This is a genomic window from Nostoc sp. DedQUE07, assembly GCF_034530975.2.
Taxonomy (GTDB): domain Bacteria; phylum Cyanobacteriota; class Cyanobacteriia; order Cyanobacteriales; family Nostocaceae; genus Nostoc.
Window position 1 is genome coordinate 316,477 of the sequence record NZ_JAVRCC020000001.1, and the last position, 19,940, is coordinate 336,416.

At 40.9% G+C, this 19,940-nt stretch carries 22 protein-coding genes; 14 read left to right on the top strand and 8 right to left on the bottom strand.

The genetic code is table 11. The annotated features are described in order from the left end of the window. Window positions 1-100: 100 nt before the first annotated feature. Both RMZ95_RS01195 and RMZ95_RS01200 read left to right on the top strand, forming a co-directional pair. A complete protein-coding gene (locus RMZ95_RS01195) occupies window positions 101-1,231 on the top strand; it encodes a CO2 hydration protein (protein WP_322672843.1) in 1,131 nt (376 codons plus the stop codon). Continuing rightward, window positions 1,228-2,058: a class I SAM-dependent methyltransferase gene (locus tag RMZ95_RS01200; protein ID WP_322686961.1), complete on the top strand. Its 831-nt coding sequence runs from the start codon at window positions 1,228-1,230 to the stop codon at window positions 2,056-2,058. The genes RMZ95_RS01195 and RMZ95_RS01200 overlap by 4 nt, the downstream gene beginning before the upstream one ends. A 19-nt stretch (window positions 2,059-2,077) precedes the next feature. Here the strand turns inward: RMZ95_RS01200 and RMZ95_RS01205 are convergent, their stop codons facing one another. Both RMZ95_RS01205 and RMZ95_RS01210 read right to left on the bottom strand, forming a co-directional pair. Next, entirely contained in the window at window positions 2,078-2,545 is a 468-nt protein-coding gene (locus RMZ95_RS01205; RefSeq protein ID WP_322672838.1) for a GNAT family N-acetyltransferase, read from the bottom strand. A gap of 139 nt (window positions 2,546-2,684) precedes the next feature. After that, window positions 2,685-3,470: a Uma2 family endonuclease gene (locus RMZ95_RS01210; RefSeq protein ID WP_322686960.1), complete on the bottom strand. Its 786-nt coding sequence runs from the start codon at window positions 3,468-3,470 to the stop codon at window positions 2,685-2,687. A 190-nt stretch (window positions 3,471-3,660) separates the two neighbouring features. Here RMZ95_RS01210 and RMZ95_RS01215 point away from each other — a divergent pair, with 190 nt between their 5' ends. Both RMZ95_RS01215 and RMZ95_RS01220 read left to right on the top strand, forming a co-directional pair. Beyond that, entirely contained in the window at window positions 3,661-4,698 is a 1,038-nt protein-coding gene (locus RMZ95_RS01215; protein ID WP_322686959.1) for a serine/threonine-protein kinase, read from the top strand. A 60-nt stretch (window positions 4,699-4,758) separates the two neighbouring features. Then, window positions 4,759-6,276 carry a serine/threonine-protein kinase gene (locus tag RMZ95_RS01220; RefSeq protein ID WP_322686958.1) on the top strand — a complete coding sequence of 506 codons (1,518 nt, stop codon included), beginning with the start codon at window positions 4,759-4,761 and terminating at the stop codon, window positions 6,274-6,276. Window positions 6,277-6,454: 178 nt separating this feature from the next. Here the strand turns inward: RMZ95_RS01220 and RMZ95_RS01225 are convergent, their stop codons facing one another. Together RMZ95_RS01225 and RMZ95_RS01230 are read right to left on the bottom strand one after the other, a co-directional pair. Continuing rightward, a complete protein-coding gene (locus tag RMZ95_RS01225; RefSeq protein WP_322686957.1) occupies window positions 6,455-6,691 on the bottom strand; it encodes a hypothetical protein in 237 nt (78 codons plus the stop codon). A gap of 104 nt (window positions 6,692-6,795) precedes the next feature. Next, entirely contained in the window at window positions 6,796-7,158 is a 363-nt protein-coding gene (locus RMZ95_RS01230) for a hypothetical protein (protein ID WP_322686956.1), read from the bottom strand. Between the two features lie 163 nt (window positions 7,159-7,321). Here RMZ95_RS01230 and RMZ95_RS01235 point away from each other — a divergent pair, with 163 nt between their 5' ends. The 9 genes from RMZ95_RS01235 (at window position 7,322) to RMZ95_RS01275 (ending at window position 14,251) form a co-directional block, all read left to right on the top strand. Beyond that, the gene (locus RMZ95_RS01235) at window positions 7,322-7,471 is read left to right on the top strand and encodes a hypothetical protein (protein ID WP_409882121.1); all 150 of its coding nucleotides are present in this window, start codon (window positions 7,322-7,324) and stop codon (window positions 7,469-7,471) included. A gap of 219 nt (window positions 7,472-7,690) precedes the next feature. After that, window positions 7,691-7,828, top strand: a complete 138-nt coding sequence (locus RMZ95_RS01240) for a hypothetical protein (RefSeq protein WP_322686954.1) — start codon at window positions 7,691-7,693, stop codon at window positions 7,826-7,828. Between the two features lie 277 nt (window positions 7,829-8,105). Beyond that, window positions 8,106-8,600, top strand: a complete 495-nt coding sequence (locus RMZ95_RS01245) for a hypothetical protein (RefSeq protein WP_322686953.1) — start codon at window positions 8,106-8,108, stop codon at window positions 8,598-8,600. Window positions 8,601-8,931: 331 nt separating this feature from the next. Continuing rightward, on the top strand, window positions 8,932-9,255 hold the full coding sequence (locus tag RMZ95_RS01250; RefSeq protein WP_322686952.1) for a DUF6464 family protein: 324 nt from the start codon (window positions 8,932-8,934) through the stop codon (window positions 9,253-9,255). Window positions 9,256-9,545: 290 nt separating this feature from the next. Then, window positions 9,546-10,832, top strand: a complete 1,287-nt coding sequence (locus RMZ95_RS01255; protein ID WP_322686951.1) for an ABC transporter substrate-binding protein — start codon at window positions 9,546-9,548, stop codon at window positions 10,830-10,832. Window positions 10,833-10,839: 7 nt separating this feature from the next. Next, window positions 10,840-11,790 carry a branched-chain amino acid ABC transporter permease gene (locus tag RMZ95_RS01260; RefSeq protein WP_322686950.1) on the top strand — a complete coding sequence of 317 codons (951 nt, stop codon included), beginning with the start codon at window positions 10,840-10,842 and terminating at the stop codon, window positions 11,788-11,790. Between the two features lie 13 nt (window positions 11,791-11,803). Then, the gene (locus tag RMZ95_RS01265; RefSeq protein ID WP_322686949.1) at window positions 11,804-12,406 is read left to right on the top strand and encodes a Uma2 family endonuclease; all 603 of its coding nucleotides are present in this window, start codon (window positions 11,804-11,806) and stop codon (window positions 12,404-12,406) included. 53 nt (window positions 12,407-12,459) lie between these two features. After that, window positions 12,460-13,407 carry a branched-chain amino acid ABC transporter permease gene (locus RMZ95_RS01270; RefSeq protein WP_322686948.1) on the top strand — a complete coding sequence of 316 codons (948 nt, stop codon included), beginning with the start codon at window positions 12,460-12,462 and terminating at the stop codon, window positions 13,405-13,407. A gap of 52 nt (window positions 13,408-13,459) precedes the next feature. After that, window positions 13,460-14,251, top strand: a complete 792-nt coding sequence (locus RMZ95_RS01275; RefSeq protein WP_322686947.1) for an ABC transporter ATP-binding protein — start codon at window positions 13,460-13,462, stop codon at window positions 14,249-14,251. 2 nt (window positions 14,252-14,253) lie between these two features. Here RMZ95_RS01275 and RMZ95_RS01280 read toward each other — a convergent pair whose 3' ends face one another. Continuing rightward, a complete protein-coding gene (locus RMZ95_RS01280) occupies window positions 14,254-15,105 on the bottom strand; it encodes an Rpn family recombination-promoting nuclease/putative transposase (RefSeq protein ID WP_322672823.1) in 852 nt (283 codons plus the stop codon). A 160-nt stretch (window positions 15,106-15,265) separates the two neighbouring features. Here RMZ95_RS01280 and RMZ95_RS01285 point away from each other — a divergent pair, with 160 nt between their 5' ends. Next, window positions 15,266-15,997 (top strand): ABC transporter ATP-binding protein, encoded by a 732-nt coding sequence (locus RMZ95_RS01285; RefSeq protein ID WP_322672822.1) that lies wholly within the window; start codon window positions 15,266-15,268, stop codon window positions 15,995-15,997. A gap of 43 nt (window positions 15,998-16,040) precedes the next feature. Here the strand turns inward: RMZ95_RS01285 and RMZ95_RS01290 are convergent, their stop codons facing one another. The 3 genes from RMZ95_RS01290 to devC (RMZ95_RS01300) form a co-directional block, all read right to left on the bottom strand. Further along, a complete protein-coding gene (locus RMZ95_RS01290) occupies window positions 16,041-17,360 on the bottom strand; it encodes an ATP-binding cassette domain-containing protein (protein ID WP_322686946.1) in 1,320 nt (439 codons plus the stop codon). A 32-nt stretch (window positions 17,361-17,392) separates the two neighbouring features. After that, window positions 17,393-18,586: an ABC transporter permease DevC gene (devC, locus tag RMZ95_RS01295; protein WP_322686945.1), complete on the bottom strand. Its 1,194-nt coding sequence runs from the start codon at window positions 18,584-18,586 to the stop codon at window positions 17,393-17,395. Next, on the bottom strand, window positions 18,576-19,940 hold a 1,365-nt coding region (devC, locus tag RMZ95_RS01300), incomplete at its 5' end, for an ABC transporter permease DevC (RefSeq protein ID WP_409882122.1). The genes devC (RMZ95_RS01295) and devC (RMZ95_RS01300), both read right to left, overlap by 11 nt.

Sequence of the window (19,940 nt, forward strand, 5' to 3'; positions counted from 1 at the left end):
GGGAAAAGTTTTCCTAATGCCCAATGCCCAATGCCCAATGCCCAATGCCCAATGCCCAATGCCCAATACCCCAATTCCTAAACTTTTTGGAGAGATGCCAATGGTAACTATTAAAAAAAAAGCTCCTCACAATCCCTTAGCTGAGTATATTGAACGCCTACAAAAAGGAGATGCATTACTCCCCGATAGTCCAGAGAATGTATTAGAAGTTGTTGGTATTCTTAAAAGCTATGGGGTAGTTTTAGATGCTTACTCAATAAATCTTAACTATATTGCCGAGCATCAGTTTTTAGTATTTTTCCCATTTTTTAAATACTTTAATGGAGAGGTTTCTTTTCAGAAATTACTCCGTCACTGGTGGCATGACCGAATCAATTTTGAATATGCCGAATATTGCATGAAAGGCATGATGTGGCATGGTGGCGGCGGACTAGATACGTATTTAGATACACAAGAATTTCAAGAAAGAGCGCAAGCTGTTATTGCGGCAAAATTTAAAAATAATCCCTTGATTCTGGGTATTAACCAACTGTTTCCAGATTTCTTAACAGAACAGTTGCGCGTCTCTGCTTACTACACCGGTTTAGGTCAATTCTGGCGAGTCATGGCTGATATGTTCCTCAACTTATCAGACCGCTATGACCGAGGCGAAATCAAATCGATTTCCCAAGTTGTAGACCACATTAAATCAGGATTAGTGGCAAATGCATCAAACCCAATTACCTACGCTGTCAAAATTCGAGGTAAGGTCTATGAAATCATTCCCAAAAGCGTTGGTTTGACTTTCTTAGCAGATACAGCAATACCTTATGTAGAGGCAGTATTTTTCCGGGGAACTCCTTTCCACGGTACTGTTTCATACAACGCCCAAGCTTATCAAATCTCTCCCGATCAAAGTCGATTTCAATATGGTGCATTGTATGCCGATCCTTTACCCATCGGTGGTGCGGGTATTCCTCCTACCTTGTTGATGCAAGATATGCGTCATTATCTTCCAGAATATTTGCACGAAATTTATCGTCGCAGTCTTCGGGGTGAAGATGATTTGCGAGTTCAAATTTGTATGAGTTTCCAAAAATCGATGTTTTGCGTGACGACAGCAACGATTTTGGGACTGATGCCTCATCCTTTAGATACTAAAGATCCAAATGAGCAAAAAGTTAATCGAGTTTATTTAGAAAAGTGGATGAGTCGGTTACAAACTTCGCGGTTGCTGGATGTGAATAAATGACGGATAATTCCACCATTACTCACGAGGCATTCAAGCAATTTGAGCGCGACAAATTTTCTCTTATAGCTCAAGAATACGATCGCGCGATCGCTGTTGTGACTTCTCAAGTAGATGAAGCCATATTGGATGCCGTGGGAGCTAAGTCTGGTATTCAATTGCTGGATGTGGCTTGCGGAACTGGGTGGCTTAGTGCCGCAGCACTAAAGCGGCAGGCTATAGTCACAGGATTAGACTTTGCAGAAAATATGGTGGCCATTGCCAAAGTGCGATGTTCTCAAGGGTCATTCCATCATGGGGACGCTGAAAACCTAACTTTCGAGTCGGGCCAGTTTGAGGCGGTGGTTTGTAACTTGGGTATCCTCCATTTCCCCAACCCAGAAAAAGCGATCGCTGAATCCTTTCGCGTACTCAAACCGGGAGGACGCTATGCTTTCACCTGCTGGACACCGCCAACGTGCAATCCATTTATGGCTCTGATACTGGGTTCAGTGCAGACTTATGGCAGCATGGATGTGAACCTACCTTCTGGGCCACCCCTGTTTCGCTTTGGCGACCCCACTGAATGCGAAATGGTTTTAAGCGCCGAGGGATTCACTCAGGTGTCTGTCACTGAACTCCCCATCAAGTGGACTTTCTCTACACCTGAAGATGTCATGCCAAAGATTATTGTAAGTTCGGCGCGTCTGGGGTCAATATTGGCAATGCAAACCGATGAACAACGGCGTAATATTGAAAACGCAATTATTGAGGGAGCCTCAAAGTATGTCACAGAAAATGGTGTGGAAATTCCTGCTTCTGTGATGCTAGCTGTCGCTTACAAACCATAAGCTAGAACAACCTTTGAATTTAGTAATTTTTTAAGTATTTTTCCATGACAAAATTTATCAGCTTTTGCCCTCTACGCTCTACTTCTTGCTTTTTGATAACAATAAATCCTTGACTCTCAAAAAAAGGTTTAGCTGTAATACTGGCTTCTGTATATAACTTTTTCAACCCTAAAGAGTTTGCTTTTAATTCAATCTGTTCTAAGATTTTCTTACCAACACCTTTCCTTTGAAAATCTTTATGACAATAGAAACGATCGATATGACCATTAGCTTCTAATTCTCCAAAACCAATAATTTTGTCTTCTTCTGCTACATAAGTAAACTTACTTCCTAAACTTTTAATCCAAACTTCAATATCCATGTTTGCTGGTGCCCAAGCATCTACTTGTTCTTGTGTGTAATCGTGAATATTCACTTCATGAATAGTGTCGTAGAACAATGTCATAATTTCTTCGGTATCAGCTATTTCGTATATTCTTAATTTCATAAAGAAAGTAATTAATCACAAATAATCCCTCTTCTAAGAAACAAGGCAGGAGGCAGAAGGCAGAAGGGAAGAGGATTTGACTTGTTTCTTCCATCCATAACGGAATGGATGTAAATAAGTAGTTGATTTTTTATCGATATTATGCTTCTGGTTCAATGCCGAGCGATCGCAATTGAGCAATCAGAATCTCATTTCGTTGGCGTTCTTGTTGTGCGCGTTGGTGTTCAAGTTCTGCGCGTTGGTGTTCTTGTTGTGCGCGTTGGCGTTCAAGTTCTGCTCTTTCATCGCCAGTCAACAATAAATTACCTTGCAAATCCCACCAACGTAACCAGGGCAATTCCACGTTTTGATAAACTCCAAGCCTTATGCCTAACTCCACTCCTAAAGGAGGTATAGGATAATGTCCTCGTTCATTTGCTGCTAATAACTGGTATTGTCCACCAATCAATTCATACACTTCTATACTGGCTTTATTCACTTCATAAATGCCATAAAACGGAGGACGAATTACTTGCTCATAAATCCAAAATTTGCCCTTCCAAGGGGTTGTATCTCGTTCTTCACTCCCATCACCAGAGACGAATTCTAAGACAATTAATGGAGCGATGTGTTCTCGCCAAAATACATAAGAACGGCGCGTCAATCCATCTAGTAAGGGCGGGACATTTCCTACATAAAACCAATCCGGTGCTGCTGCTCCTTTCTCTGGAGGATCTGTCAACCGCCAGTAAATACCTAAGTCCTGACCTATACAATATTGACCTTCTGGATGTAATTGCTGGAGAATGGGTGTAATTGAATCCGTTAGTAAGATACTTTGGGGATGCTCTTGCCAATTTTTCACAAAGGTGCCGTCAGAGTCTGGTAGCTGCGTATGGTCAGGAAATGGGGTGAGATCGGTATCGAGGTTGATTGCAGAGGTCATAAGTTACCTTTACACTAGCTAAAGGTTGTTTTTAGTTTAGCAATAGAGAGAGAAAAAAGCGTAGGCGTAGCCCGCACTTCGACAAGCTCAGTGACCATCGTAGACATCGCACCTGTTCTGCCAAACTAGGCTCAAGTTATTAAAGCTCTATTGTGTGAGAATTAATCTAAGCATTTTGGGAGTTGCAAAGATGGCTTGGGTAGCTGGCGATCGCTTGCAAGGTGGAAAATACACCATTGAAAAAGAGTTGGGAAGAGGACGCTTTGGCATCACCTATTTGGTCAAAAATAAGAATAGCGATCGCCAAGTCATTAAAACCTTAAATGACGATTTACTAAATTCCCTTAACCAGTCGGAACGCGGACGACTGGAAACAATGTTTTGGCAAGAGGCGGTAAAACTTACTCAATGTAAACACAAACATATTGTGCAGGTTGCAGAACCCTTCAAAGAAGGAGAACACTGGTGTTTAGTAATGGAATATGTGGATGGTGTGAGTTTAGCTGACCGTCGCCAACAAATACTTTCTGAATCAGAGGCTTTACGCTACATTCAACAAATTGGAGAAGCACTGATTAAAGTACATGAAAATCGGTTGATTCATCGAGATGTGCATCCAGGAAATATCTTTTTGCGAGTACGAGAAGGACAGCCGGAAGCGGTGCTAATTGATTTTGGTTTAGCTCTCGATTTCGACCATATCTTAACCACAAGTAGAACAAAGGAAACTTCTGAGGGATTTACACCGCCTGAGCTTTATGCTCAACATACTAAACCAACTGGAGCATATAGCGATATCTATTCTTTAGCGGCAACTCTTTATGTACTTCTGACTGGAAAAACACCAGTCAGTGCGCTCAAACGTAAGGTGGATAACGCTCCTTTAGTGGAACCGAAAAAACATAATCCTCAAATTAGCGATCGCACCAACCGAGCAATTTTAACAGGTATGAAGCTAGATCCTAAAGAGCGATCGCAGTCAATGCGAGAATGGCTCGATTCTTTAGGCTTGACTGGGGAAAATTCTCAGCCTTTAGTAATTGTACCACCTGACACCAACTCAAATTGGAATAAAAAAATTCAGTTTTGGGGAGTGGTGATAGCTGCGATCGCAGCAATTGGAACCTTACTTTCAGGCATAGTTGGTTGGATTCCTATTTTCAAATCCTCTCCGTCTTCCAGTCCACCATCACTGTCGCCCAGTCCATCATCTAGCAAAACACCGTAGAATTAGCTAAACTCTCATTAAAATGCTTGCATTAAAGTAATTTTTTACTTAGAGGTATTCATGCCCTGGATAGCAGGACAGAAATTGCAAAGTGGCAAATATGTAATTGAGACAGTCCTGGGACAGGGGGGATTTGGGATTACTTATAAAGCTTTGCATGTTGAACTAAATCAGACAGTTGTAATTAAGACACCTAATGAATATCTCAGCCACGATCCGGAATATGAAAAGTATATAGAGAGATTTATCCAAGAAGGGCGCACACTTGCACGCTTATCAGAAGACCCTCATCCTCACATTGTGGGAGTGATTGATTTGTTTCGGGAAGGTGCTACCCACTGTTTAGTGATGGACTTTGTTGAGGGAGAAAATTTATTTGAGGCAGTGAGGCATAGAGGGGCTTTACCAGAAGCAGAGATTCTACCCTGCATCCGCCAGATTGGGGGAGCTTTGAGCGTAGTGCATCAAGCAGGTTTAGTACATAGAGATGCCCATCCTGGAAACATCATGGTGCGGAGAAATGGCAAAGCCGTTTTAATTGACTTTGGAATCGCTAAAGAACTTTTACCTAAAACTTTGAGTTCAAAGGGTATTGCGGGTAATGAAGGGTTTGCGCCCTATGAACAGATGGTTAGGGGAAGTCGGGAGCCAACGGTCGATATTTACTGTCTGGCTGCCACACTTTATTATGCGGTAACAGGTCAACGCCCCACAACTTCTCTAGGTCGCAAGCTTGATAATGCTTCTCTAATCCCACCCAAAAAAATCATTTCAGATATTAGTGATGGATTAAATAAAGCAATTCTTAAGGGCATGGCACTAGAGGCAAAAGACCGCCCTCAGTCAATGCAGGCATGGTTGGAAATGTTAGAAGCACTGAGAGCAAAGTCTCCACCTAAAGTTGAGACAGTTCACAGAACAGAAGTTGTTCTTCCTAACACCAAGTCAAAATTAGAGGCTACTCCAAATCAACCCGTTACTACACCTAGTAGAACCATACCTTGGGGCTGGTTAATTAGTGTCCTAGTACTTTATGCATTAATATGCTATCTCTTAGCCCTATTTCATGCTCCATTCTGGGCTATGGCAATAGTTGGGGCTTGGGCGGTTGTAGTTGCTGGAGTTGAGGATGGATCTAATTCTTTTTTTGTGGCTGTGTTTGGAGGTGTAGTTATAACTGGAGTTTTAATTGGTGCTGGGACTGTAAGTTGGGTTATCGCTTGGCCTTCGGTTTTATCTGGGATTTTATTTGGGTTTTTATTTGGGTTTTTATTTGGGATTCTGGCTGGGGTTGTAACTTCGGCTGTAGCTAAGAATGATGCAATAGCGGCCGTGGTTTTGATTATGACTATGGCTGGAACTGTAGCTGTAAGTGTGTCCGGGGCTGTGGGTGTGTTTGGGATCGGGGCCGTAACTGCAAGTGGGGATATTTTGAGGTTTGGACTTATAGTATCGGTTAGAAATGAATTACAAAAATGTTTTAGCAAATTTCATACTTTTCTAATTTTAGCTAGCACTTCTAGTCTAGGCTTGGGTTTGGGATGGTTAGGACATAGGATTTTTAATCCAAGTTCATAGCTTGCTCAAGCTCTAGAAGTTAAATTACAAAAGATTTTGTAGCTGTTGTATCGAGTAGAAAAGCGATGTCTAACAATAAGCCGCTACGCATTTACGCACCTTTAACCTCATACCAAAATATTAAATTTTCGGCTCAATACCAAGTGCTGGTTTTAAGAGCGTTGTTATAGAAGATAAGCTAGGTAAATAAACTGATATCTACATTAAAATAGTCCGCCAACGCTTCTGCTTGAGTTTTACTAATGGTGCCGCCATTAACAATTTGCGAGGCAATTTCCAATGAACCAATTACCTCAGCTAGTGCTTCTGTTGTAGTATCGCGTGCGTCCATTAGATGTACTAACATCAAATTGGGTGTACCTTGGGGAATTGGGTAATGGGTTTCTCTCCTGCCTTCACCTCCTGCCTCATCCAAACGATAAATATTGACACCGACCTACTGATTGGTTCACTACCTAACCAAAAATCTCCCGATTGGAATTCGGGAGAGTGTCAAAAAACCCAAATGTATTGTCTTTATTAAATAACAACCTCTTGCTTAGGCTTCCGCGCTGGACGCTTGCGATCGCTGCGACGAACGCCCCCTGCCATTTTGTATTCATCGCTATTCTTGCCATACTTTGCAGCTACGCTGACTAACACATGTTCTGTTAGTTCCATCAGCGATTTTTCGGCTAATTCAAAGGCTCCCTGAGTTAAATCCACCGTCGAGAGGGTGGAGTTATGAGCTTCCAACTTGTCCTGTGTTGTTTTGATGGCGGCGGCAAAGGTGTCAATAGTGACTCCATTACCTAAATCTAAGGTGGGACTAATCGATTTCAAACCCGCAATCCGACGCTGTGCCCTATCAAGTACTTTAGATCCACGTTTTGGACGTGACATAAATAACCTTCCTTTTTTTAATCATGCACTAGGATAAAAACTGACTTATATCCTTGCCTTTACACCATTAGGATAAACAAAATCGGGGTGATTAACACCCGCAGATTTCAGTACTATTTAAAGGATTTAATACAAAATTTACAATAAACTTTACGTAAATTTATTGGTATTTGCCCGAATTCAACAAACGCTCGCCCGAATTCAACAAACGACCGCCCGAATTCAATCAACGACCGCCCGAATTCAACAAACGCTCGCCCGAATTCAATCAACGATCGCCCGAATTCAATCAACGATCGCCCGAATTCAATAAACCATCGCCCGAATTCAATAAACCATCGCCCGAATTCAACAAACGATCGCCCGAATTCAATAAACGATCACCCGAATTCAACAAACGATTGCCCGAATTCAACAAACGACTGCCCGAATTCAATATCGCGCTTCTCGCTTGATTGCAATATCGAACTGCTATTTAACGCTGTGTGCAACTTAATTTTGTTAAACCTTGATTCATTGTGGGGTAGGCATCTTGCCTGCCCAGAAAGGACGGACAAGATGTGCATCCCACAAGAATAAAAAAAGTCGCACATCGCGTTATTTAATTTTTGCGAAGCTCGGTGCGCCTTTATCTCGCTTCGCTAATGAAGATTCCCTGCGATCGCTATGAAAGGGAATTGGAAAGGGGGACGGTTTGGTATTACTTATTTGGTAAAAAACAGGAATAGCGATCGCCAAGTCATTAAAACCTTAAATGATGATTTACTTTTACGCCCCTTGAGCTTTACGCTCAACATACTCTTTACCCCACCCCCAACCCCTCCCCTTACCAAGGAAAGAGGCAGTTTTGGCTTTAGACAAAACCAGGGTGGGGTAATATTATAGTACAAATTTACTAATTAGCTGCTAAAATGCTTTAAAAGTCAGCTAGCCTTGCTTGAGGTAGTATGAAAAAAATTCCAGACACGGACAAAAAGCCTATTTTGCTGTTCCAGCCTACATTTGTAACTACTGCTATAGTGCCACTGCAACCCCAAGAAAAAAAAATCATCAGTGAACGGGAGCGTTTTATAATACAAGTCGAACGCATCAATCAGATGGCACAAGAGTTAGAAGCAGCGATATTAGAGTTGAAAGCGATCGCTAACAAAATGAATACTCAAAAACGTTGCCCATTTTTGATAAAGGAGATATGCAAAAATATTTGTCAGTATTTTGCAGTTAGCATCCCTTGGGTGAAACAAAAGTCTGACGAATCATTTATTTTGACAACGCGAAAAGTTGATTTATTCCGAGCCGAAAGGGAAGCTGCACTGCTAGCACAGCAACTTCGTCAGCAAACCAAAAAAAGATTAGCATCGCAGCGACACAGAAAAAACAAGAATGGGGCTGAAGTTGACACAAAACGCTTCTTCAAAAAGGTATTAGTCAACAAATCTTAAAATTTTAGCAAGGGACTGGGGAGTGGTGACTAGGGATTGGGTGAAAAGTCTTGTTGTGTCTAAGTTTTATCATCTGTTAATGTCCTAACCACCAAGGCTTGTGCTATATCAACATTCAACGGCAGATCGCCTCTGAGGTTGTAACAGTTATGCTGATTGAAGTGGCAGAAGGAACTCGTTTCTCAAAATTGCTAGATACTACACTGCCATTATTTCTTTGCAATCATAGTTGGTGACAAAGAAACAAAGCCGTCCTAATATTTGCACTTCCGTAAAACCAGAGTGTAACATCAGGGACAATCAATCAGCGCACAGAAGAGGTAAAAAGAAGGTGTTAAAAACACTTTTAGTGATTGCCGTTGGTTTTTTACCGTCCCTGTTTTCCTTGTGGATGATCCGTAGAACCCAGCGATCGCGCTTGCGGATGAGGCAAGCAGCCATGAATTTTCCAGTGGTACAGGGACGGCAAAACCTTAGACCTGTGGAAGGCGATCGCTATTATTTAGAAGGGGTAGGTTATCTGATTGGCGATATCAGCTGCAAGTTTAATGCCCGATCTGGCTATATCTGTTGTGCTATTAATCCTGAAGGCCCGTGTAACGGTTGCCGTCACTACGAACCTAGAGAATTAACTGGTAATGAAAAAAGTACTTAAGATTCTCACTCAATACTTAACCTACCTAAAATTACCTGGTTAACCCAGACGCTATGACGTAGATAGTTTTCTGGCGACTTCATAGCACTAGAACCAGGGAATGATAAAATCATTACTAATTATAATAATTTGTATTTACAAGCACTTTGAATATTTCTCTTTGCATGGTGAAATAAGAATGATTTAATAGAATTCGTGCAAAAGTGTAAATCTGCATCATTTTGTTTGCAGATTATGAACTTTACTATTAACTCTTGCCGAATATCTCATAACTAGATGATTATCCAACGATGAACAACGCGATCGCTCGGACAACAGCATTATTATCAACTTGCGCTTTGCTACTAACAGGCTGTGGTGGTGGCACTACCACAGTGACAAATTCTCCCACTAATAGTCCAAATACTAGTCCAAATAGTATTCCAAATAGTACCCAAAATAATACTGTAACCAATACCCCAGCAACAACGGGTACATTATCAAATGCTATTCCTATTGGTATTGGTGTTGCCCAAACTAGCAATGTGGCATTACTTGGTCAAGAGCAAGTCGCTGGAGCTAAACTTGCCCAGAAGTATTTTAATAGTAAAGGTGGTGTTAATGGTACACCAATTAAATTAGTTTTTCAAGATACTAGCGGTGATGAAGCAGGAGCAATTAACGCTTTTCAAACTCTAATTAATAGAGATAAAGTTATTGGAATTGTCGGCCCAACTTTGTCACAGCAAGCCTTTAGTGCCGATCCCATTGGCGAACGGGCAAAAGTACCAATTATTGGCCCATCAAATACTGCTAAAAATATTCCCGAAATTGGTGATTACGTTGCTCGTGTTTCTGCACCCGTTTCCATCGTTGCACCTAATTCGGTGAAAGCGGCACTTAAGCAAAATCCCCAACTGAAAAAAGTTGCAGTTTTCTATGCTCAAAATGATGCATTTAGCAAGTCAGAAACGGAAATTTTTCAGCAAACAGTTAAGGATCAAGGGCTAGAATTGGTAACAGTGCAAAAATTCCAAACTAGTGACACAGATTTTCAAAGTCAAGCAACCAATGCGATTAATCTCAAACCAGATTTGGTAATTATTTCTGGCTTGGCTGCTGATGGTGGTAATTTAGTTAGGCAATTGCGGGAACTGGGTTATAAAGGCTTAATTGTTGGTGGAAATGGTCTAAATACATCGAATTTATTGCCAGTTTGTAAAGCACTTTGTGATGGGGTATTGATTGCTCAAGCCTACAGTCCAGAACATCCAGGTGAAATTAACACGGCATTTCGTAAAGCCTATATTGAAGAATATAAAAAAGAACCACCCCAATTTAGCGCCCAAGCTTTTGCAGCAGTGCAGGTTTATGTCGAAGCACTCCAATCTTTAGATAAAAAGAGCAAAGTCAATAAACTACAGCTACCAGAATTACGGACGCAGCTAAACAAACAAATACTTGAAGGAACATACAATACACCATTGGGTGAAATTGGTTTTACTCCTACAGGTGAAGTTGTGCAAAAAGATTTCTATGTTGCCCAAATCAAAATGGAAAAAGATGGAAGTCAAGGTAAATTTACATTTCTAAAATAGTTGCTTCATGAATATTAATATCTTTTTGCAGCAATTATTAAATGGGTTATCCATTGGCAGCGTCTATGCAATTTTTGCCTTGGGATATACCTTGGTTTATTCGATTTTGGGCATTATTAATTTAGCTCATGGCGCGATTTTTACCTTGGGTGCATATTTTACTTATGCACTCATGGGTGGGAACTTTGGATTTAATGGTTTGCTGGCTAATGCAGCCTTGCCGATAAAATTACCATTTGCCATATCCTTGATTTTAGGAAGCACCTTGGCGGGATTGGTAGGGGTAGTGATGGAACGCGTTGCTTTTCAACCTTTGCGCCGTCAAAACTCCGATCCTTTACTAACTGTTGTTTCCAGCTTGGGGGTAGCAGTGGTAATTGTGAATTTAATTCAATATTTAGTAGGTGCGGAAAGTTATACATACCCCGCAAATACTTATGGTAATTTGCCACCTGCGATTAACTTTGGTAGTTCAGAAAACCCAATTCCGATTCGCAGTGTTCAGGTGGTAATTTTTACTGTGTCAGTAGCAATCGTGGTAATTCTTACCTATTTTATCAATCGAACTAAATATGGTAAGGCAATGCAAGCGATCGCAGAAGATCCAACTACAGCTAGTTTGTTAGGAATTAATAGCGATCGCTTTATCATCCTAACCTTTTTCATTAGCAGTTTTTTAGCAGGATTAGCAGGAACTTTAGTTGCCTCTAGTGTTAGTATTGCAGGGCCATATTTCGGCATTGCTTTTGGTTTGCGGGGTTTAGCGGTAATTGTCTTAGGTGGTTTAGGTAGTATTCCTGGTGCAGTGTTGGGAGGTTTGTTAATTGGATTAGTAGAGGCGTTTGTTCCTGCTGATTATTCTGGATATAAAGACGCAGTAGCTTTTGCAATTTTGTTTATCATGCTATTAGTTAGACCCCAAGGTTTGTTAGGGCGGCGGTTTATTCAGAAAGTTTAAAGAGAGTAGCGCTATGAAAACATACACCAAACAAAAATTAACTTTTGACCAATTTTTAGAACAGTCTTCAGAGGAAGGTTTATATGAACTTGTAGATGGAGAAATTGTAGAAGTGCGTGCAACCAGAAATCATGATGATGTCGCTGACTTTACGGCTGACTCTTTCAAAGATGAAATTAAACGTTTAAATCTTAATTACGTAGTAAAAAATACAGCAGTCTTTAAAACTATAACTGCTAATGGCATAGAGCAAGGGCGCAAGCCTGATGTAAGTGTCATAGATAAAGATAAATGGCGCTCAAATCGTTCTGCTTATGCTGCACTTGAAGAACCCATTCAATTAGCTGTGGAGGTGACATCAACTAATTGGGAAGATGACTACATTGATAAATTAGATGAATATCAACGCTTAGGTATTACAGAATATTGGATTATAGATTATTTGGCAATTGGGCTAAGAGAATATTTAGGAAATCCAAAAGTTCCGGCGGTGTTTGTTTTTCTATTAAATGATGATGGTAAATACCAATGTACACATTTTAGAGGTTCAGAACGAATTGTGTCACGAACTTTTCCTGAACTGACGCTGACAGCAGAGGAAATATTAACAGCTTAATAGTTAATAAAAGCGATAGTTTGATTAAACTTAATCAAAATATATTAAATAAAATGGCTGATTTTTTCGCTACTTACGCTTCTTTGATTGTCTCTATGGTATTGGGAGCGCTATTAGGATTATCGCTTTACTTACCCTTAATGACAGGACAATTGTCTTTAGCTAGTCCAGGATTTTATGCTTTAGGTGGGTATATTGCAGCAATTTTATCCACAAAAATTTTTACATCTAGCAGTAGTTTATTTTCAATTCCATTGTTGTTATTGGAGATGTTAATTGCGGGTGTAATTTCTGGTTTGTTGGGTATATTAGTGGGAATTCCAGCATTAAGGTTGCGAGGAATTTATTTAGCGATCGCAACTATCGCTTTTGTGGAAGTTCTGCGCGTTATCTCTCTCAATTTAGACATTACAGGCGGTGCTGTTGGAATTTTTGGCATTCCTCAACCTTTCCAAACACAACTCGAATATTTATGGATTGCTCTGCCTTTACTATTAATTAGTATGGTGTTACTTTATCGTTTAGAACGTATCCGCGTCGGCAGGGCTTTTATCGCTATCCGTGAAGATGAATTAGCTGCGGGTGCAATGGGAATCGATCCGACTTATTACAAAGTTTTGGCATTTACATTGGGGGCTATGCTTGCAGGGGTTGTAGGTGCAATTAGCGCTCACTTCCTCAATACCTGGAATGCTCGTCAAGGTACTTTTGATGCCAGCATTATATATTTAACTTTTGTTTTAATTGGTGGTTCGAGAACTTTTTTAGGCCCGGTAATTGGAGGTATGGTATTTACAGCTTTACCAGAGATTCTGCGAAGCCTCGCTGATACTGGTGGTTTACCTAATTGGTTAGCACAGTTTTTGCGAGATGGTAGATTAATTATTTTTGGGTTACTTATAGTAATAGGTACAATCTTTTTCCCTCAAGGGCTAATTACTCCAGATGTTTTTCAAAGAAAAAAACGAACCGTCAAGCACGCAAAGGGCACAAGGGAATAAGAGTTTTAGAGAGTTATTGCGTAAGTTTTATAATTCATAATAATATGCGAAAATGTCACATAGTATTTCAGCAGCTAACAGCAATATTGTCTTAGAAGCAAAAGCATTAACTCGTCGCTTTGGTGGTTTGGTGGCGGTAAATAATGTATCTTTTAGTGTAAATAAACATGAAATTTTTGGGCTGATTGGCCCTAATGGTGCTGGCAAAACAACACTGTTTAATTTGATTACTGCCTTTATTCCACCTTCTGGTGGCCAATTAATTTATCAAGGTGCAGAAGTTTCTCAACTGCGTCCTCATCAAATTGCTGCTTTAGGTATCGCCCGTACTTTCCAAAATATCCGCTTGTTTGGGGAATTATCGGCGTTAGAAAATGTGATAATCGCCCGACATTTACACACCAAAAGTAATATGATTACAGGTGTTTTGGGATTACCACCAGCGCCTCGCGAAGAATTAAAAACTAAGCAAAAAGCTTTCGATTTATTAGATTTGGTGGGATTAAGCGATCGCGCTGACGAGAAAGCCAAAAACTTTGCTTACGGCGATCAGCGTCGCTTAGAAATTGCCCGTGCTTTAGCCTTAGAACCGCAAATTTTACTTCTCGACGAACCGGCGGCGGGAATGAACCCAAATGAAAAGCAGCAATTGAGTGAATTTATCCGTAGCCTGCGCGAACGCTTTAATTTGACGATCGTCCTTATAGAACACCATGTACCATTGGTTATGGGTTTGTGCGATCGCATTGCTGTATTAGATTTTGGTCAATTAATTGCCTTGGGTGAACCATCTGTAGTCAGAAACGATCCGGCTGTAATTGAAGCTTATTTGGGAAATGAATGAATTTACGTAGACAAAATTACCATAAATTCGTCTAAAGAACTTACAGCGATCGCACTATCCATTAAATTTTCTAATTTTTCCACACTTTCACCCTCAAGCCTTGCTTCCACTTCATGAGGAATTTCACCAAAGCGTCGTCGCAATACTCGGATTAACTGCCGTTGTACACCCTGCTGAAGACCTAGCTGAATACCTCTTTGCTCAATTTCTTGATACCAAGGCGATTCTCGCAATACTGCCATATCCCACCTCATGATTTGTTGTACTAAAGGCGTGTCTAAGACAAAGCTAGCAAAAAATGCCAGCAATGATTCTAATTGGTTCAACTGTGCGTCTGCTCGTAGCGCCTGTAATGCGCGTTGCACAACTGATACCTCTCCCCCTCCTCGCAGGATTGGCACAAAGGGTAACAACGATGGTAGTGGTTGCTCAAAGACTATTTCAGCATCGATTTCCCACAAATTGATCGTGCGATAATCTTGGATAGCACGTAATCCTAAAAATTCCTGCTCGTAACTACTGACAATAGTTAAGTTGGATGAAGGCGGTAAAATGTTGATCAGTACTGGGTAAGTTGGCAATCGATAGCGTTCTTGTGCCAAGGCAGCATAAGCTCTCATCCGTAGAGGCATCTGTGTTGTGTAACGCAGTTGTAGTTCATTGAGTACAAGAAAATCTCCGTCAGTGGCACTGTATGCTTTCACTAACACATCTGTTTCGCGGCTAATCCAGTGAAACTCAGAGCCGAGAATTTCTCTCGCCACAACTTCAGGACGTTGTGTTACCCACTTTACCCATGCATCGGGAGCTAAATTAATTAGTCCTTTGCTACCAATATCTGCTACTTTTCCCACTGGACGCTTGATATATTTATCAGTAATTAATGGTACATCATAAAGATTACGGTATTATGGCGTTAGTTTGAAGTTGAAGCAATGTCTTGGCACTGTTTTAAGAAATGTATGATTGATGTATCTTAGATTTTGAATCAACATTTCTGCATGTAAACCGCCCATGAAAGCCGATAGTAAGCCAAACTATACAATTTTAGAAGTTCAAGAACTTGATGTAAATTATGGCGGTATCCAAGCTTTAAAAAAGATTAATTTAATTATTCAAAAAGGCGAGGTAGTTACTCTAATTGGAGCTAATGGTGCTGGAAAAACAACTACACTCCGTGCCATATCTAAAGTAGTTAATCCTAAGAGTGGCGTAATTATCTATAATGGACATAATATTACTCGTCGCCAAACTCACGAAGTTGTACAACTTGGTATTGCCCATTGTCCTGAAGGACGTAGAGTATTAGCGCGGCAAACTGTATTTGATAATTTACTTTTAGGTGCTTATATTCGCTCCAATCAAGCCGAGATCAAAGCAGATATTGGGCGCCAATTTGAGCTATTTCCCCGCTTGTCACAAAGACGCAATCAACTAGCAGGAACACTCAGTGGTGGCGAACAACAAATGTTAGCGATCGCTCGCGCTGTCATGAGTAAACCACAACTATTGCTTTTAGACGAGCCTAGCTTAGGTTTAGCACCTGCGATCGTTCGGGAAATCTTTTCTATTATTGAAAATCTTCGGGCTACAGGCGTGACTATTTTGTTAGTTGAACAAAACGCAAATTTGGCGCTGCAAATAGCCGATCGCGGTTATGTTTTAGAAGCTGGTTCTATTACCTTAACAGGAGCAGCATCAGAATTGATTAGTGATGAGCGAGTTAAAAAAGCTTATTTAGGGTAAATATTATTCTAACTTCTGAATTCTTCTTCAATTCCCAACAACTCTATTGTTGTAACACCGAGAGAGTACCTTCTAGAATTACACTGAGCGGTGCAGTTAGTTCGCGAAGTAGACGTTCATCATTGGCATCAAAGGGGCTACCTCCTAATTTGTTAGTCAACACAACCACTGCAAATACTTGGTTTTTGCTATTGAACATGGGTAAGCAAAGGATATTACAAGTATGATATCCAGTTGCTCGATCGATTTCTCTATAGAACTGAGGATTTTGCTGAACATCAGTTATATTTACACTCTCACCAGTTGTGGCAACATAACCACTAATACTATCATTCATCGGCAGGAAAATTTCTACCGCTTCTTCATTTTCACTCCGAGAAACCTTAGACCAAAGCTGATTTTTTTCTCGATCGACCACAAAGATAGTTGCTCTATCCGCACCCATAATTTGGGCAATTTTCCAGGCTAAAGCCCTAATCACTTCCTCAATATTTGCTTTTAGCATTTGCTCGCTGAGAATATTCATTGCTTGCAAAACTTGTTCAAATTCTTCTTTGAGCTTCTGAAGCAAACTCAAAAACTGAGGGATTGTTAATTCTTCGAGCGTGCGGCTCAATTCCTCTTTTTTCGCTTTAACTAATGAGGTTGTGGTACTCTCAATGTCTAAAATTGCTTGCTCTGTAGGCGAGGCTAAACGACCATCTTCTAAATGAACAATGCGATCGGCAATATCTAAAATTCGGTTGTCATGTGTTACTAGCAAAATGGTACAATTTTGCTGCTTTGCCAGTTTTTGCATTAGTTTCACCACATCTCGACCACTGGCTTTGTCTAGCGCTGCTGTTGGTTCATCTGCCAAAATCAGTTGGGGTCGGTTTACCAAAGCCCGCGCGATCGCCACTCGTTGTTTTTGTCCGCCCGATAACTGGTGTGGATAAGAATGAATCCGCTTTTGCAGTCCCACTTGCTCTAATATTGCTTGCGATCGCTCTTGCGCTTCTTCCATTGCGATCGCATCATTCAACACCAAAGACATTTGCACGTTTTGGTTTGCGGTTAAGGAACCTAACAAATTATGAGCTTGGAAAATGAACCCTATCTGCTTGCGGACATTTTCCAGCAACCGATTGCTGGCTTTGCTTAACTCGTGTCCTAGTATCTGAAGGCTACCTTCTTGAACAGAACGCAATCCCCCAATTAAAGTCAGCAGTGTTGTCTTTCCAGACCCAGAGGGGCCGGACATAATCACAATTTCTCCAGGATAAATTTTCAGGGAAATATCAAATAATATTTGTTTGCGTAATTGACCCTTGCCATAATAATGGTTGAGTTTTTCAATGACAATAATTGGTTCGGTAGACATCAGTTTATATCAATATCTATTCAAAATATTTGTTAATAAATATCAGCAGGATCTATTTTTTTAAGTTTTCTGCTGGCAATCAGTCCGGAAATCACACACATTAAAATTGTTAAAAATAGCACGAGGCTGATAACGTTAAAATCCATTTCTAATTGCAGCCCTGTAGCCGTAGAAATTAATTTATAAAAAATAGAACTTAAGCAAAAGCCCGGAAAAAAACCAAAAAATGAAAGAATTATAGATTGGAGAAAAACAATACTGACAAGATAAAAATTAGAATGACCAATGGCTTTCAAAGTACCATATTGAGGTAGATTATCTGTAACATTACTATAGATAATGTTGTAAACTACGACAATACCAACCACAAAACCGATGATTGTTCCTAATCCAAAAATAGCCCCAATTCCAGATGATTGCATCCAATAATCTAGTTCTTTGGCAATAAAATGTTGTTTGGTGTAAACAACTATATCAGATGGTAAAGCTTGATTTAAAAACTTTTCTAGGCGATCGCTATTCGTTCCTGGAGTCACTTTGATTAGACCAATATCAACATCGTTGAGCGATGGACGAAGCTTGGAATCAATGCCAGAAGGTCTAGTTGCAAAGATTCTCAGAAAATTAAGATCGCTGACAATTAAATTACCATCAGTTACAAAGTCAGCACCCAGTTCAAACGTGCCAATTATTTTGATGTTGACACCAGAAAGCTCAGTCGTCACACCCGGTTGCATAGAACCATAATCTTTGCGAGACCTGCTATCGGTCAATACAGTGTTGGGCATTTTGAGAACGGATTCAGCGGCTTGAATCTCAGGCAAAAGAAAAACAGGATCGTCTAAGTTAAATCCCAGTACTCGGATAGACCTTTCCTCAGCAGTTCCAGAACGTCTCCAACTACCGAGAGTGATATAAAGAGGATAAGCGGCGGCAACGCCCTCAAATTGTCTAGCTTGATATAATCGAGTTCGATTAAAGGTTTCGTCAATAACGGTAACATAGCGTCGCTGACTGAGCATGATTAAATCAGCATTTAGTACCTGAATAAACGCAACGTTACTATTCAACATTGCATTCTGAAATCCGAGTTGGGAAAACATCAGAAAAACCGCAAAGGCGATCGCGGCTAATGCTGTGAAAAACTGCGATCGGCGCTGGAGCAGGTTGCGCCAAGCAAGGGAAAACTTAAAAAGGACAACTCGAACCTTTTTTCTAGAAAACATCAGCGGGATCTGCAACTAATACTTTGCGAGCAACAATAAGTCCAGATGCACTACATGTCAGAATCGTCAAGCCAAATACTAATAACATCCGGCTAACAGTCATGGCGACTGGTAGTCTTGTGGCAATAAAAATGGCATGGTACATGCCCAAAGCCAGAAGACAACCGGGAATAAACCCCAGCGCCGCCAGCACAACCGCTTCTTGGACAACGACTGTCAGCAAACGCAAATTAGTATATCCAATGGCTTTTAAAGTTGCGTATTCGTGCAAGCGTTCAGTGACATCAGAACTCAGGACTTGATAGACAATGACAGTCCCAACTAAAAAAGCCATGACAACGGCAACACCAATGATATAACCGAGCGAAGAAGATTTAACCCAAAATTCCTGCTCTCTGTCCATGGCTTCCTGGCGATCGAACACCTTAATCGTTGCCGGCATGATTTGGCGTAAGCGTTGTACGACTTCATCAACGTTTACACCAGGCTCAACTTTCAGCAGCCCCAGACTCACATCATTTAGCGATCGCCCCGGATTGAGACGAATAAAATTTCCATCGCTAACAATCACAGTGCCATCAGCACGGATAGTGTTATTTAAGCTAAACAACCCCACAATTTCAACTTGTCGCCTGCTCAGTTCAGTTTTCAGACCTACTTCTCTCGGGCCAAATTCGGAGCGTGAAAAGCGATTCATTAGCAAGGTATCTTGGCGTTGCAGGTCTTGTAAATACGGATAAACTTCTGGCACGCGCAACACAGGATCTCGATAATTAAACCCCAAAACCAAAAGCGCTCGTATTCGCGTCGTTTCTACATTGCGCCACGAGCCAAATGACAGGTATAGCGGTCTAGCAGCAGCAACGCCATTCATCCCTCCCGCCTGATACAAATAACGTCGGGGAAAGGGTGGAACATTGGTAGACTCTGGCGACTTGGATGAAATCAATACAATGTCAAAATCGAGGCTGTCATAGAGGAGCGTCGCTCCCTTCATCACTCCGCCAAAGAGTCCAAGTTGCATAAATATTAAGGAAACCGCAAAGCTGATGGCTGAAACTCCCACGCTTAAGCGAGCTTTACTCTGCATTAAGTTGCGCCATGCCAACGGGGGCCCTTTCCAGTGTTTGCGGTGCTGACGTTTAGTCACATTCTCTGACTCCTGATGATTTAGACATCTGCAAAAATTGTTAAAGTCTAAGTTCCGAATAGCACTAAGAAAAGCTGAAACCTGGTCAGGGCAGGGGTTAGGGTGTAGGGTGTAGGGTGTAGTTTCAAATGGCACGCTTGTTAACGGCAAACCCATTATATATAAGGCTTTTGGGTGTGGGGTGTGGCTGAGTGGGTGTAGTAA